This window comes from Lentzea sp. JNUCC 0626 (genome assembly GCF_043632865.1).
Taxonomy (GTDB): domain Bacteria; phylum Actinomycetota; class Actinomycetes; order Mycobacteriales; family Pseudonocardiaceae; genus Lentzea.
Map to the genome: position 1 here is coordinate 625,229 of NZ_CP171635.1, position 13,631 is coordinate 638,859.

General features: G+C 69.4%; 12 protein-coding genes. 3 read left to right on the forward strand and 9 right to left on the reverse strand.

Annotation, left to right across the window (positions count from 1 at the left end):
* Nucleotides 1-2 precede the first annotated feature (2 nt).
* Together JNUCC0626_RS03020 and JNUCC0626_RS03025 are read right to left on the reverse strand one after the other, a co-directional pair.
* Complete coding sequence (locus JNUCC0626_RS03020; RefSeq protein WP_394618093.1) at nucleotides 3-899, reverse strand: PDR/VanB family oxidoreductase; 897 nt, start codon at nucleotides 897-899, stop codon at nucleotides 3-5.
* Entirely contained in the window at nucleotides 899-1,756 is an 858-nt protein-coding gene (locus tag JNUCC0626_RS03025) for a metal-dependent hydrolase (protein ID WP_394618094.1), read from the reverse strand. Before JNUCC0626_RS03025 ends, JNUCC0626_RS03020 begins: the two co-directional genes overlap by 1 nt.
* 71 nt (nucleotides 1,757-1,827) lie before the next feature.
* On the opposite strand from JNUCC0626_RS03025, the gene JNUCC0626_RS03030 reads away from it, so the two are divergent.
* On the forward strand, nucleotides 1,828-2,439 hold the full coding sequence (locus JNUCC0626_RS03030; protein WP_394618095.1) for a TetR/AcrR family transcriptional regulator: 612 nt from the start codon (nucleotides 1,828-1,830) through the stop codon (nucleotides 2,437-2,439).
* Here JNUCC0626_RS03030 and JNUCC0626_RS03035 read toward each other — a convergent pair.
* The gene (locus tag JNUCC0626_RS03035; RefSeq protein WP_394618096.1) at nucleotides 2,384-4,945 is read right to left on the reverse strand and encodes an AfsR/SARP family transcriptional regulator; all 2,562 of its coding nucleotides are present in this window, start codon (nucleotides 4,943-4,945) and stop codon (nucleotides 2,384-2,386) included. The two genes, JNUCC0626_RS03030 and JNUCC0626_RS03035, sit on opposite strands and share 56 nt — an antisense overlap.
* A gap of 63 nt (nucleotides 4,946-5,008) precedes the next feature.
* Between JNUCC0626_RS03035 and JNUCC0626_RS03040 the strand changes: the two genes are divergently transcribed.
* Nucleotides 5,009-5,575 (forward strand): DUF4386 domain-containing protein, encoded by a 567-nt coding sequence (locus JNUCC0626_RS03040; RefSeq protein WP_394618097.1) that lies wholly within the window; start codon nucleotides 5,009-5,011, stop codon nucleotides 5,573-5,575.
* Here the strand turns inward: JNUCC0626_RS03040 and JNUCC0626_RS03045 are convergent.
* The 6 genes from JNUCC0626_RS03045 to JNUCC0626_RS03070 all read right to left on the reverse strand — a co-directional run bounded on the left by JNUCC0626_RS03045 (nucleotide 5,513) and on the right by JNUCC0626_RS03070 (nucleotide 11,030).
* The gene (locus JNUCC0626_RS03045; RefSeq protein ID WP_394618098.1) at nucleotides 5,513-6,469 is read right to left on the reverse strand and encodes a class I SAM-dependent methyltransferase; all 957 of its coding nucleotides are present in this window, start codon (nucleotides 6,467-6,469) and stop codon (nucleotides 5,513-5,515) included. The genes JNUCC0626_RS03040 and JNUCC0626_RS03045 overlap by 63 nt on opposite strands.
* A 108-nt stretch (nucleotides 6,470-6,577) precedes the next feature.
* On the reverse strand, nucleotides 6,578-7,417 hold the full coding sequence (locus JNUCC0626_RS03050; protein WP_394618099.1) for an SGNH/GDSL hydrolase family protein: 840 nt from the start codon (nucleotides 7,415-7,417) through the stop codon (nucleotides 6,578-6,580).
* 72 nt (nucleotides 7,418-7,489) lie between these two features.
* On the reverse strand, nucleotides 7,490-9,682 hold the full coding sequence (locus tag JNUCC0626_RS03055; RefSeq protein WP_394618100.1) for a heavy metal translocating P-type ATPase: 2,193 nt from the start codon (nucleotides 9,680-9,682) through the stop codon (nucleotides 7,490-7,492).
* Nucleotides 9,672-10,523, reverse strand: a complete 852-nt coding sequence (locus tag JNUCC0626_RS03060; RefSeq protein ID WP_394618101.1) for a hypothetical protein — start codon at nucleotides 10,521-10,523, stop codon at nucleotides 9,672-9,674. Before JNUCC0626_RS03060 ends, JNUCC0626_RS03055 begins: the two co-directional genes overlap by 11 nt.
* Nucleotides 10,520-10,729 (reverse strand): heavy-metal-associated domain-containing protein, encoded by a 210-nt coding sequence (locus JNUCC0626_RS03065; protein ID WP_394618102.1) that lies wholly within the window; start codon nucleotides 10,727-10,729, stop codon nucleotides 10,520-10,522. The genes JNUCC0626_RS03060 and JNUCC0626_RS03065 overlap by 4 nt, the downstream gene beginning before the upstream one ends.
* A gap of 19 nt (nucleotides 10,730-10,748) precedes the next feature.
* Nucleotides 10,749-11,030, reverse strand: a complete 282-nt coding sequence (locus JNUCC0626_RS03070) for a metal-sensitive transcriptional regulator (protein ID WP_394618103.1) — start codon at nucleotides 11,028-11,030, stop codon at nucleotides 10,749-10,751.
* Nucleotides 11,031-11,666: 636 nt separating this feature from the next.
* Between JNUCC0626_RS03070 and JNUCC0626_RS03075 the strand changes: the two genes are divergently transcribed.
* A complete protein-coding gene (locus JNUCC0626_RS03075) occupies nucleotides 11,667-13,598 on the forward strand; it encodes a potassium transporter Kup (protein WP_394618104.1) in 1,932 nt (643 codons plus the stop codon).
* Nucleotides 13,599-13,631: the final 33 nt, after the last annotated feature.

Sequence of the window (13,631 nt, forward strand, 5' to 3'; positions counted from 1 at the left end):
CTTCACAGTTCCTCCAACACGAGTCGGTCACCGTCGGGCCGGTCCACGCAGATCCGCACGCCGCCGACGTCGCACGTGCCGCAGAACCCCTGCCGGCACGAGTAGGCGACGGACGGCCGGAAGTCCCTGATCACGTCGAGCGCCGACCGGTCGGCCGGCACGTCGAGGGTCACCCCGCTGCGGCGCAGTTCCACCGCGAACGGCCGCCCGTCCACGATCGGCGGCGGGCTGAACCGCTCGAAGTGCAGCCACCGCGAGGAGAACTCGGTCCGCACCTGCTCCAGCATCGACGACGGCCCGCAGCAGTACACCGCCCCTCGCGGCTGGGCATCCGCCAGCAACGCCCCGCCGCGGCCGATGCGCACGTCCACAGCGCCGGCCGGGAGTTCGTCCAGGAACGGCATCGCCGCCGTCGACCGCCCGCAGTACACGAGCCGCCAGTCGAGCCCCGCCCGCGCCGCCGCGTGCACCATCGGCAGGATCGCGGTGATCCCGATCCCGCCCGCCACGAACACCACCGGCCCGAGCCCGGCGAACGGGAACGCGTTGCGCGGCCCGCGCACCTGGATCCGGTCGCCGACCTGGAGCGCCTGCACCTCCCGAGACCCGGCGCCGACCTCGCGCACCGCGATCCGGTAGGTGTCGTCAGCCGGGTCGCCGCACAGCGAGTACTGGCGGCGCAGTCCGGACGGCAGGTGCAGGTCGACGTGACAGCCCGGCTGCCAGGCGGGCACCGGAGCGCCACCGAACCGCAGGCTGATCACGCCGTCCGCGACCTGTGAACGTTCGACAACGGTGAGCCACAAGGCATCCCGCGTCACGCCGGGCCGGGCCCTCCCGCCGAAACGGGTGACGGCGGCGTCGTAGAACGTGCCGAACCGAGTCAGCCCACCCAGCATCAGTGCGCCTCCCGCGCCGCCGGTGAGCTGGCCAGGTACGCGATCGCCTGCGACGTCGACCCCTCCTGCCGCGGGTGGTACGCGGGGTGGAAGTACCGCAGGAACGCCCGGAAGATCTCCGACAGCCGCGGCAGCAACCCCCGCCGTCCCGCCCGCATCGACTCACGCCAGGTGAGTCGCGTCCGGGTCGTCCGGTCCGCGCGCATCATGAACCGCGCGCCCCGCACCCACAGCCAGAACAACACCGGCGCGACCAGCAGCATCGTCCGCGCCCGCCGCACGTACCGGCGGTCCAGGTGGCACATCAGGTCGTACGCGACGCTGCGGTGCTCGACCTCCTCGGCCGCGTGCCAGCGCAGCAGGTCCAGCATTACCGGGTGGATGCCCGCTCGATCCAGTGCGTCGGCGTTCAGCATCCAGTCGCCCAGGTACGCGGTGAAGTGCTCGATGGCGGCGACGATCGCGACGCGTTCGATGAGTTGTTCCCGTGCCTGCTCACCGGCAAGCCCCGGGGTGGGCGCCAGGATGCGCTGGAAGACGTGCTCCATCTGGCGCGTGAACGGGCGCGGGTCCAGGCCGTTGGCGAGCAGGTGGTCGAGGACCTCGCTGTGCGCCTCGGCGTGCATCGCCTCCTGGCCGATGAACCCGAGCACGTCCTCGCGCAGCGTGTCGTCGGTGATCAGCGGCACGGCCTGCTGGAACGTGCGCACGAACCACCGCTCGCCCTCGGGCAGCAGCAGGTGCAGGACGTTCATGACGTGCGTGGTCACCGGCTCTTCCGGGACCCAGTGCATCGGCAGGGTCGACCAGTCGAACTGCACGTCACGCGGCTGCAGAACGAGGTTGTCCGGCTCCATCGCAGTACCTCCGCCAATTACTACGCCTGCGTAGCTTTGTGAAAGCTACGCCACCGTAGCAATATGGTCGCGTGAACACAACGCGTCGCAAGTACGCTCGCCGCCTGCCTCCCGAGCAGCGCCGCGAGCAGCTGCTGGACGCCGCCCTGAGCCTGATCCCGGCGGGCTTCGACACCGTGACGATGGAGTCGGTGGCCAAGCAGGCCGAGGTCACCAAGCCCGTGCTCTACGACCTGTTCGCGAACCGCGCCGAGCTCATCGGCGCCCTGCTCGAACGTGAGGCGGGGCGCGCGACCGAGCAGGTCATCGCCGCGCTGCCCACCGACTTCGCCACCCGCTCGCCCGACGACGCGTTCGCCGACGCCGTGCGCGCGTTCGTCAACGCCGTGGTGGAGGCGCCCGACCGGTGGCGGCTCGTGCTGCTGCCGCCCGAGGGCACGCCCGCCGAGTTCCGCGCCCAGGTCGAACTGGTGCGCGCCGGGGTGCTGGCCCAGATCGAGGACCTGGCGGCGTTGGGACTCAAGGAACTCGGCCGCCTCGACGACCTCGACTCGGCGTTGCTCGGCCACGCGATGCTGGCGCTGGCGGAGATGTCCGGACGGCTCGTGCTCACCGACCCGGAGAAGTTCACGCCCGACCGGCTGGCGGCGTTCGTGACCCGGATCGCGCACGGCCTGCGCTGAGCACGCTTCTCATGTAACGCAACGCTTCTCGATCGTCCATTCCAGACGCTTCGGTGGTCAGGCCGTGGACGAGCTTCGCTGCGGCCATCGCGCCGAAGTCGCCCGCGTGCTTCAGATACCCGAGCACCCGCGCCGCTTCGGAAGGCATGCTCTCGCGGGTGATCGCGATGAACTCGACGGCCACCACGCTCGCCGCGACCACGTTGCCGGTCTCCAGCAACTCCTCGACGTGCGCCTGCAGCAGCTCGAAAGCCGCGCCGAGGTCGCCGCGCCGGAACGCCCGCCGCGCCTCCGTGGTCTTGTTGGCGGACAACGTGCCGGGCGGCACCTCGACGTCCGCGGCCGCGTCGAAGAACTCGTCGGGCTCGCGCCCCTGGAACATCGCGCTGTACCCGAGCGTCTGCAACGCCCAGTGCGCGAGCGTCGGCGGCCCGCTCACCCGGTACCGCTCGGCCAGTGCCATGACCCGCTGATCGACGTGCCCGAACTGGCCGGCCCCGATCAACGTGCCCGACGGCATCAGCTCCAGGAAGCCCTTCAGATGCGGATCCTCCACCACCGCAACGGCTTCCGGCAGGCATGCCGCCAAACCCAGGCCGTCCCCGGACGCGTATGCCCTCGCGTACCGGTTCAACGGGTCGTCCGCGACGTCGGGCAAAGCGGCCGGACTCGACCCCTGGATGTTCCGCTCGGCGACCCAGACGAGCCAGAACCCGCCGGTGACGAGTCGTGCGGCCCAGTCGCCGATCTCGCGCCGCCCGCGCAACGGCAGCTCGGTGACCACCGGCCGCACCAACGCGTCCGCCAGCGCCAGATCGCCGCACGACAAGGCCCACTCGACCGCCACCCGCAGGTTCGGCCACAGCTCGGCGAGCCGCCCGACCCCCTCGGCCTCGGCAGGTCCGCGCAACAGATCGCCGATCAGACTCACCTGACGCAGGCACCAGGCAGAGTGCTCGCCCATCGCGGCTGCCCGATCCCGCAGGAGTGAGGAAGCGAACTGCCGCAACGGTTCCAACATCCGGAACCGCCGCCCGAACTGTCCGTCGTGGACGGTCAGCATCGACCGCTCGATCAGATCCCCGAGCAGGTGATCCTCCGCCACCGCACCGAGGTCGAACGGCGCCGCGAACACCGAGAGGCGGCAGAACAATTCCTGCTCGTCCGCCGACAACAGGTCGTACGACCACTGGATCGCCGCCCGCACGGTCCGGTGCCGCGCCGCCCCCGTCCGCCGGACCCCGATGTCCAACCGGTTCAGCAACTCGGCGGGCCGATGACTCCGCACCCGCGCCGCCGTCAGTTCGATGGCCAGCGGAATCCCGTCCAGCCGGCGGCACAACTCGGCCACCGCCGGATCGCCGACGTACGCCGGATCGGCGGCGTGCGCGCGAAGATCGAAGAGCTCGACGCTCGCCTCGGCATCCAGCGGCTCGACGACCACAACCCGTTCGTCGGCAACGGAAAGCCGTTCCCGGGAGGTGGCCAGCACCCGCACCGACGCCGACACCGCAGCGGCGAACGAAGCGGCGCCGTCGAGCACGTGCTCGCAGTTGTCCAGCACCAGCAACGAAGGCCGTGCCGCGACGACGGCCTGCACGACCGAAACCCCTGGCCGTGCCACGATTCCCAGGGCGTCCGCCACGGCCCGGGGCACGTCGGCGGACGAGGTGATCTCCGCGAGCGACACGAACGCCCCGCCCGCGGTCGACGCCAGCCGCGTCTTGCCGATCCCGCCCGGTCCCACCAGCGTGACGACGGGCGCGTTCCGCAACGCCTCCGCGAGTGCCGCGAGTTCCGTCTCCCGCCCGATCAGCACCGGCGCCTGAACCGGCACGTGTGCCAGCACCTGCTGCTCGACGGCCCGCAGCTCGGGACCCGGTTCCACGCCGAGTTCCGCGACGAGGTGCTGCCGAACCCGCTGGTACACCGCGAGAGCGTCGGCCTGCCGTCCGGTCCGGTACAGCGCCGTCATCAACAGCGCCGCGAGCCCCTCCCGCGTCGGATGGTCCGCCACGAACGTCGACAGCTCACGGACCACGGCCGCCGGCGAGGCCACCACCCGTTGCGCGAAGTCGGCCTCGACCGCGCCCAGCCACTCCTCGACCAGCCCGGCGACGGCCGCGTCCAGTCCCGGAGCCGCCAATCCGGCCAGCGGCATCCCGCCCCACACCGAGACGGCAGCCGCAACATCCCCGTTGTGAACGTGCTCAAGAAACTGCGAGACGTCCGTGGGCACCTCGAGCCGGTAGGCCGCGCCGACAGTCGCGATCGCCTCGGCGCCCAGCGACTTCCGCAGTTGCGCGACGTGCCACTGCACCGCCTTGGGAGCGGTGGCGGGCGGTTCGTCACCCCAGACGAGGTCGATCAACCTCGGTACCGGCAACGCCACCCCGGGCGCGAGCGCGAGAGCCGCCAGCACCACCTGCGACCTGGGGGAACCGACGTCGATCGGCTCACCGTCGTCGGTGGTGGCGCGGACACCACCGAGCACCCCGATCCGCACCGGCGAATTCTCACACACCGCGTGCACACCAGCCGCACACCGCGACCAGCGAGCCTCGGCGCCATGACAGCACGGGTAGTTGGTTCCCTCTTCATCACCGCAACGGCCGCAGGTGTGGTCAGCGCGGCCACCCAGGGCACGACCAGGGGCGTGATGGTGTTCGTCATGGCCGTGGCCATCGCGTTCATCGCACCGACGTTGTTCCCGGTCCTCAAGGCCCACGGCGAAGGCCTGGCGATGGGGTACGTCGTCGCCAGGACCCTCGAGGTCGTCTTCCTGATGTCGGCCATCGCCCCGCTGGCGCACGTTCACATCGACGAGGTGTGGGGCCACGCCAGCGCCGTCTACTTCTGCGTCAGCGTGGCGCTCCTCAACGTCCTGCTGTTCCGCTCGAAGCTCGTGCCCCGGTGGATCTCGGTGTGGGCGCTTGTCGCCGTCGTGCCCTACCTGGCCGGTGCGGTGCTCGTGCTGCTCGACGTGCTCGCCCAGACCCAGGCCGCCGTGTTGTTCGTGCCGCTCGCGCTCAACGAGATGGTGCTGGCCGTCTGGTTGCTCACCCGCGGGCTGTCAGCGGCGCCCGGTCCGGACGTGCGCGAGCAGGGCGAGCCCGGTCTGGTCGAATCCCACTGACACGTCACACCCCGGCAGCAGCGCGCGCACGGCGCGCTCGTCGCGTTCGATGACCTGCCACTCCATCAGGTACTCGAGGGCGTACCGGAACGGGTTGCCGCCGGTGAGGCTGGAGAAGTGGAACAGCCCACCGGGACGCACGAGCCTGGTCAGCACGGCCTCGGTCAACCGCACGGCCGCCCGGTCGTTGAGGTACTCGTAGAGGCCGTTGACCAGCACGAGGTCGTACGGGCCCTGCTCGGCGATCTTCGGGATCGCGCGGAACACGTTGCCGCTGAACGTCGTCGTGGCCTCGCACAACGGCCCGAGCCGCTGTTCGGCGAGTTCCAGCGCGTCCGGGTCGACGTCGGTGAGCACGAACCGGTCGCCGGGCCGCACGATGTTCGGCGGGATGCGCCGCAGGTCCGGCGCGGTGCCGGAGGCGATCAGCAGGATCGAGACGGGGCCGTTGCGCGGCGCGGTCAGGGTGTCGCCGATCAGCCGGGTCTGGTGCAGCACGCGGTTGCGCAGCTGGTGCGTGATCGCCACGCCCTGCAGGTGTGTCTCGACGTGCCAGCCGAGCGTGCCCGGCGCCGCCTCGACGTTCTGCGCGAGAATGTGGTCGAGGAGCTTGAAGTCGCTGGGGTAGCCGCGCGCCCATTCGTTCTCGTCGCGCATGAAAGGTGAACGCGCACATGCCGACCGGGCGGGCTGGACGACGGCGGCGATGTCCTCCTCCGGGATTCCCGCGAGCACGGCCGAGTGGATCTGCCCGCCGAGCGCGTGGAGACGGCCCCCGACCAGCATGTGCGCGGACGGGTCGCTCAGGTTCAACTCCCTCTCACCGCGCAGGAAGCCGTCGACGGCGTCGCTGAGCCGGTGCAGGGCGTCGGTCGTGTGCGGGAGCACGGTCATCAAGCACTCTTCCTAGTCGCGGCAACGGTTCCAGAGCCTGTCAGGTGAGCGAGCTGATCAACAGGGTCTTTCGGGTAATACGCGGAAAACCCTGCCCTGGTTCGTCTCTCAGCGACCCGCTGCCGTTACGGTCTCGGCGATCACCTGGTGTCCCGCGGGGGTCGGGTGCACGTCGGTGCGGTCGCAGAAGTAGGTGAGCGCGCACACCTTGGCCACGGACGTCGGGACCTGCCCGTACCTGGGGTCCTGGGTCAGCTCGGTCAGCGCGCCGTAGCCGCCGGTCGCGCTCGTGACGTCGGCGAACTTTGCGCCGAACTTGGCGTACTGGGCCGCGATCTTCGTGTTGAAGTCCTGGAACATCGTGACGGACAGCGTCGCGATGTTCTTGCCGTTCGGGAACGACGGGTTCACCCACGCGCCGAGGAACACGTCCGGGTAGGTCAGGCCGACGATCTTGACGTCCGGCGCGGCTCCCCGCAGTTCGGAGAGCGCGCCCGCGACGTTGGACTGGATGCCGGTGACTGTCCTGGTCGCGCAGTCCAGCGGGTCGGGGACGATTGCGCACGGAGTCAGGTCGTTGCCGCCGATCACGACCGTGACCAGGGCGGCCTTCTTGCCCTTCAACGCCTCCACGGCGGCGTCGAGCTGGGTCTTGCCGCCGGCGTCAGGGCCGCAGGCGGGCTTGGCGCCGAGATCGGCCGAGGTGGCGCCGTTGCAGGCGAGGTTGATCAGCTTGAGGTTCTGCTGCTTCGCGATGATCTGCGCGAAGCTCTCACCGGTGCCGTTCGGGCCGAAGCCCGTGGCGTAGGAGTCGCCGATCGACACGTACACCTGTTCCTGCGGTGGTGGCGTGCTGGACGGCGCAGGCACGGCGGTCGGCTCCGGTGGCGTCGAGGTGCACGCTCCCAGCGCCACCAGCAACGTCACGACCAGGGCGAACCTCGGCACAACTGCTCCTCTTCGGTCGGAGGCTGATGTGCCGAGGCTACGAAACCGCCCGTGTGGGTCGTGTCAGTCGGGTCAGCGGAAGCCGCGCAACCGCAGGCTGTTGCTGACGACGAACACCGACGAGAACGCCATCGCCGCGCCCGCGATCATCGGGTTGAGCAGGCCCAACGCCGCCAGCGGCAGCGCCGCGACGTTGTACGCGAAGGCCCAGAACAGGTTGCCCTTGATCGTTGTGAGCGTGCGCCTCGCCAGTCGGATCGCGTCGACGGCGGCCCGCAGGTCACCGCGCACCAGCGTGAGGTCACTGGCCTCGATCGCGACGTCCGTGCCGGTGCCCATCGCGAGCCCCAGGTCGGCCTGGGCGAGCGCGGCGGCGTCGTTCACACCGTCCCCGACCATGGCCACGACCCGGCCCTCGTCCTGCAGGCGCTTCACGACGTCGACCTTCTCGGACGGCAGCACCTCGGCGATGACCTCGCCGATGCCGACCTCCGCCGCCACCGCCTCGGCCGCCGCCTGGTTGTCGCCGGTCAGCAGCACGGGACGCAGCCCGAGCCTGCGCAGACCCTCGATGGCTTCCTTCGACGTGGGCTTCACGGTGTCGGCGACGACGAGCACACCGCGCGCCTTGCCGTCCCACGCGACCAGCACCGCCGTGCGTCCCTGCCGTTCGGCCGCTTCCTTGGCTTCGCGGAGAGTCTCGTCGAGCTGCACGCTCCAGTCGCTGAGCAGCCGTTCCCGACCGACGAGCACCGCATGAGCGTTCACCACGCCCTGCACACCGAGTCCCTCGACGTTGCCGAAGTCCTCGACCTCGGGCACGTCCCCGGCCGCCGCGACGATGGCGCGGGCGATCGGGTGCTCGGAGGCGTTCTCCAGCGCCCCGGCGAGCTTCAGGACCTCGTCCTCCTGTTCGCCGTCCGCGGTGTGAACGCTCACCAGACTCATCTGGCCTGTCGTCACGGTCCCGGTCTTGTCGAGCACCACGGTGTCGACGCGGCGGGTGGACTCCAGCACCTCCGGCCCCTTGATCAGGATGCCGAGCTGCGCACCACGACCGGTGCCGACCAGCAACGCGGTCGGCGTCGCCAGCCCCAGCGCACACGGGCAGGCGATGATCAGCACCGCCACGGCGGCCGTGAACGCCGCCCCGGCGCCACCACCGGTGCCGAGCCAGAACCCGAGCGTGCCGACGGCGAGCGCGATCACGATCGGCACGAACACCGCCGAGATCCGGTCTGCCAGCCGCTGCACCTCGGCCTTGCCGTTCTGCGCGTCCTCGACCAGCCGCGCCATCTGCGCGAGCTGAGTGTCCGACCCGATCCGCGTGGCCTTGACGACCAGCCGCCCGCCGGCGTTGACGGTGGCGCCGACCACGGCGTCGCCCTGCCGCACCTCGACCGGCACCGACTCGCCGGTGAGCATGCTCGCGTCGACCGCCGAACTGCCCTCCTCGACGACACCGTCGGTGGCGATCTTCTCGCCGGGCCGCACGACGAACAGGTCACCGACCTTCAGCCGGCCGGTGGGGATTCGCGTCTCCTTGCCGTCCCTGATGACCGCGACGTCCTTCGCCCCGAGCTCGAGCAACGCCTTCAGCGCCGCACCGGCCCGCCGCTTGGACCGCGCCTCGAAGTAGCGCCCGGCCAGGATGAACGTCGTGACGCCCGCCGCCACCTCGAGGTAGATGTTGCCGGTCCCGGCCATCCGCTCGATGGTGAACGTGAACCCGTGCGTCATGCCGGGAACCCCGGCCGTACCCAGGAACAACGCGTAGAGCGACCACAGGAACGCCGCCCCGACCCCGAGCGAGATGAGCGTGTCCATCGTCGCGGCGCCGTGCTTGAGGTTCGTCCACGCGGCCTTGTGGAACGGCCACGCGGCATACGTGACAACCGGCCCGGCGAGCGCGAGCGACAACCACTGCCAGTACTCGAACTGAAGCGCCGGAATCATCGCCAGCGCGATCACCGGCACTGACAACACCGCTGAGGTGATCAACCGTTCCCTGAGCGTCTTCGTCGGGTCCGGGGCCTCGGTCTCGGCCTTGGTGGTCGGGAGTTCGGCCGTGTAACCGGTCTCCTCGACGACCTTGACCAGGTCCGCCGGCGTGAGGTCGCCCGCGTAGCTGACCTTGGCCTTCTCGGTCGCGTAGTTGACCGAGGCCTCCACGCCGTCCAGCTTGTTGAGCTTCCGCTCGATCCGCGCCGCACACGAGGCGCAGGTCATGCCGCCGATCGAGATCTCGATGGTGTCAGTGGCCATGACCGCCCTCCTCGTGCGTTGTGAGCGTGAACTCGGCCGTCCGAACCTTGCCGTCGTGCTGGAAGTCCAGGAACAGCCGGTACTTCCCGGCGGTGGGCACCTCCACCGCGAACTTCACCTGGTCGCCCTGCTCCGGGTGCACGTGCAGGTAGGCCAGGTCGTCCGACCGCAGCGCCACCAGATGTCCCTTGGCGCCCAGGTAGTTCTGCAGGTCAGTGACCGTCTTGCCGTCCTTGGTGATGGTCGCGGTGACCGCAGACGGCTTGTTCACGTTCAACTCGCCGTCGAGGGTCACCTCGTAGCCGTCGACGCTGAACGTGCGACTGTCCTCGTGTGCCTTGGGCCGGTAGTCGCCCGCGACCTGGATGTCCGCGCCCAGCGTGGTCTTCGGTCCGCCTTCCGGTTTGAAGTCGGCGAACACCCGGTAGCTGCCCGCGTCCGGATAGGTGACGGGGACCGTCCAGGTGCCGTCCGGCGCCATTTCGGGGTGCACGTGCTGGAAGTTCGCGCCGTCCCGGCGAACCGTGATCAGGTGCAGCCGCTTCTCGTGCTCCACGGCGAACTTCGTCACCGGCTTGCCGTCCGGCCCCTCGATCTGGAACTGCAACGACTTGGTGGCGTCGAGCTTGAGGGTGTATCCGTTGTCCGACACGGACAGTCCCGGCGGGAGCTTCGACGGCGCCTGGTCGTGACCGCCATGGGCGGCTTCCTCGCCGTGTGACTGTTCGGCGTGCACTGGCGGCGCTTGCGGCGTGCCCGTTGCCGCGCCCGCGGCCCAGGTTCCGCCGAAGACCACGACCAGCGCCGCCCCGTACAAAGCGACCTTGTAGCCCGTCTTCATCGCGGTGCCAACTCGTAGCCGGCCTCGGTGACCGCGGCGCGCACGTCGTCGAGGGGGAGCGGGGTCTTGCTGGTGATCGTGACCTGGCCGGTCGGCAGGTCGACGGCCACGTTGGTCACGCCGTCGAGCCTCGACACCTCAGTGGTCACGCTGCTCGCGCAGTGGCCGCAGGTCATGCCGGTGACGGTGTGGACGGACTCGCTCATGGTGGATCTCCTCTTGGGGTCAGGAGCGGACCAGGCGGGCGATGGCGTCGTTGGCTTCCGCGATCTTCGCTTCAGCCGTGGAACCGCCCTCGCTGATGGCCTGGCTCACGCAGTGCTTGAGGTGCTCGTCGAGCAACCCCAGTGAGACCGCCTGCAACGCCCTGGTCGCCGCGGAGATCTGGGTGAGCACGTCGATGCAGTACTCGTCCGTCTCGATCATCCGCTGCAAGCCGCGGACCTGGCCCTCGATACGGCGGAGTCGGCGCAGGTGGGCGTCTTTTGTGTCGGCGTAGCCGTGCATGTCTCGCTCCTTCTTCCGGTCACCGCGCGGCCGGCTGGTCACGCCGGGGGTGCGGTGGCACCCCGTCTTTATACCCCAAGGGGGTATGGGTATGTCAAAGGGTTGGGGTTGTGGCGGGGTTGGGTTGGGCTTGTCGCGTCGCCTTTGGGCGGTGGTCGTGCAGACCATTTCGGGACGGGTCGTTTCATCGCCGCTGGCGCGTCGATAGGGATTGGGCACCTCGCACCCAAAGTCAAGCCCCAATCCCACGCGTACGTGGCTGGGTTTGTGCTGGTACGTCACCGATACCGGCTGACCGGTGCGGCCAAGAGTGTCGGCTCGGCTGCGCCATCGCGATGCTCGCGCTCTGTCGGCCTCGCCTTCGGCGTCGTTCTCCTCAAGCCATTGGCCGCGTAGCTCTTGGCTACCCCAACGCTCGGCCACCCAACGCTTGCCGGTCTGCACTCTCTCTGGCCACTCGCCAGGCCGCCGCGCTGTGCCACCTCGCCCGGTCTGCCGCGTTCCGTCCCGTGCGTTCGGTCCGCCCTGCCCGGCTCGGGCCAGGCGTCAGGAAGGCGTAAAGATCACCCGGTTGTGCTGAGCAGGTCAGGGGGTGCGCGGTTATCTTGCGGGCAACCGGCGGTCTAGGGGGTGCTCGTGGCTGATCAGCAGGTTGCTGGGCCGTCGCGAACGAAGCTTGCGCGCGACACCGTGCGGTTGGCGGTTGTCGTCGGGGCGCTCGGGGTTGTGTTCGGGGACATCGGGACCAGCCCCATCTACACGATCCAGACGGTGTTCAACCCCGCTGACCCGCATCCGGTGCCGGTCAGCGTCGACAACGTGTACGGGGTCGTGTCGCTGATCTTCTGGTCGGTGATGATCGTCGTGACGGTCACGTACGTGTTGTTGGCGATGCGTGTTGATAACGACGGTGAGGGCGGCATCATGGCCCTCATCACCTTGTTGCGGCGGTGGAAGGCCAAGCAGGGGCGGAAGGCCGCGGCCACGTTGGCCGCGCTGGGGATCTTTGGTGCTGCGTTGTTCTTCGGCGACAGCATGATCACGCCGGCGATCTCGGTGTTGTCCGCTGTGGAGGGTCTCAAGGTCGTCGAGCCCGAGTTGGAGCGGTTCGTGGTGCCGATCACCGCGGTGATCATCGTTGGGCTGTTCCTGGTGCAGCGGCGGGGGAGTGGGGTCGTCGGGCGGTTCTTCGGGCCCGTGATGATCCTGTGGTTCACGGTGATCGGGCTGGCTGGAGTCGGGGGGATCGCGCACCACCCGGACATCCTCAAGGCGTTGTCGCCTACCTATGCGCTCGGGTTTTTGTTCGGGCACTTCGACATCGCGTTCTTCGCGTTGGCGGCTGTGGTGTTGGCGGTCACCGGCGCTGAGGCGTTGTACGCGGACATGGGGCACTTCGGGCGGTCCGCGATTGCCCGTGGGTGGTTGTTCCTGGTGTTTCCGGCCTGCGTGTTGAGTTACATGGGGCAAGGGGCGCTGATCCTGGAGGACGCCGCGAACATCAGCGGGCCGTTCTTCCTGCTGGTGCCCGAGTGGGCGCGGTGGCCGATGGTGGTGCTGGCGACGGCGGCCACGGTGATCGCTTCGCAGGCGGTGATCACCGGGGCGTACTCGGTGGCGTCACAGGCCGCGCAGTTGGGTTATCTGCCTCGGTTGCGGATCGCGCACACGTCCGAGTCGACCATCGGGCAGATCTACGTGCCGTGGATCAACTGGGTGTTGCTCGTGTCGGTGCTGACGTTGGTGTTCGCGTTCCAGACGTCGGCGGCGCTGGCGTTCGCCTTCGGCATGGCGGTCACCGGGACCATCACGATCACCACGACGCTGTTCCTGTTCATCGCTCGCGTCCGGTTCGGGGCGCCTGCGTGGGCCATCGGGCTCGGGTGCGTGGTGTTGCTCGGGGTCGACCTGCTGTTCCTGGCGGCGAACCTGACGAAGTTGTTGCACGGGGCGTGGTTGCCGTTGTTGATCGGGCTCACGGCGTTCACGGTCATGACCACGTGGCAGCGCGGGCGGGCGATCGTCACGAAGGCACGGCGTGAGGCCGAAGGGTCGTTGCAGGCGTTCATCGAGGAACTGCACGCGCAGCAGCCGACACGGGTGCCTGGGTGCGCGGTGTTTCTGAACCGGGGCAAGGAAACCGCGCCGCTGGCGATGCGGGCGAACGTCGAGCACAACCACGTGCTGCACGAGCGCGTTGTGATCGTGTCCATCGAGACCCAGCCGGTGCCTCGAGTGGCGCAGGAGAACCGCATCAAGGTGGACGACCTCGGGCACGAGGACGACGGCATCTTCCATGTGAGCGCTCACTTCGGCTACATGGAGACGCCGGACGTGCCCGCCGCGCTCGCGCTCCTCGACCCGGCGCAGACCGAAGGGGCGCTGAACCTCGACGAGGCGCGCTACTTCCTGTCGAAGATCGAGCTGCAACGCGGGCCCGGCAAGGCGATGGCGGCCTGGCGCAAGCGGTTGTTCATCGCGACCTCCTACATCACGGCCGACGCCGCCGAGCACTTCGGACTGCCCCGGGACCGAACGGTGATCATGGGGGCGCACATCGACGTCTAGGCTCGACGTGGTGCGGGGCCTGCGGTCAACAGG

Coding starts and splice junctions, on each gene's coding strand:
- JNUCC0626_RS03020 (WP_394618093.1), bottom strand. CDS start 899: ATGCTGGGTGGGCTGACTCGGTTCGGCACGTTCTACGACGCCGCCGTC.
- JNUCC0626_RS03025 (WP_394618094.1), bottom strand. CDS start 1,756: ATGGAGCCGGACAACCTCGTTCTGCAGCCGCGTGACGTGCAGTTCGAC.
- JNUCC0626_RS03040 (WP_394618097.1), top strand. CDS start 5,009: ATGACAGCACGGGTAGTTGGTTCCCTCTTCATCACCGCAACGGCCGCA.
- JNUCC0626_RS03045 (WP_394618098.1), bottom strand. CDS start 6,469: ATGACCGTGCTCCCGCACACGACCGACGCCCTGCACCGGCTCAGCGAC.
- JNUCC0626_RS03055 (WP_394618100.1), bottom strand. CDS start 9,682: ATGGCCACTGACACCATCGAGATCTCGATCGGCGGCATGACCTGCGCC.
- JNUCC0626_RS03060 (WP_394618101.1), bottom strand. CDS start 10,523: ATGAAGACGGGCTACAAGGTCGCTTTGTACGGGGCGGCGCTGGTCGTG.
- JNUCC0626_RS03065 (WP_394618102.1), bottom strand. CDS start 10,729: ATGAGCGAGTCCGTCCACACCGTCACCGGCATGACCTGCGGCCACTGC.
- JNUCC0626_RS03070 (WP_394618103.1), bottom strand. CDS start 11,030: ATGCACGGCTACGCCGACACAAAAGACGCCCACCTGCGCCGACTCCGC.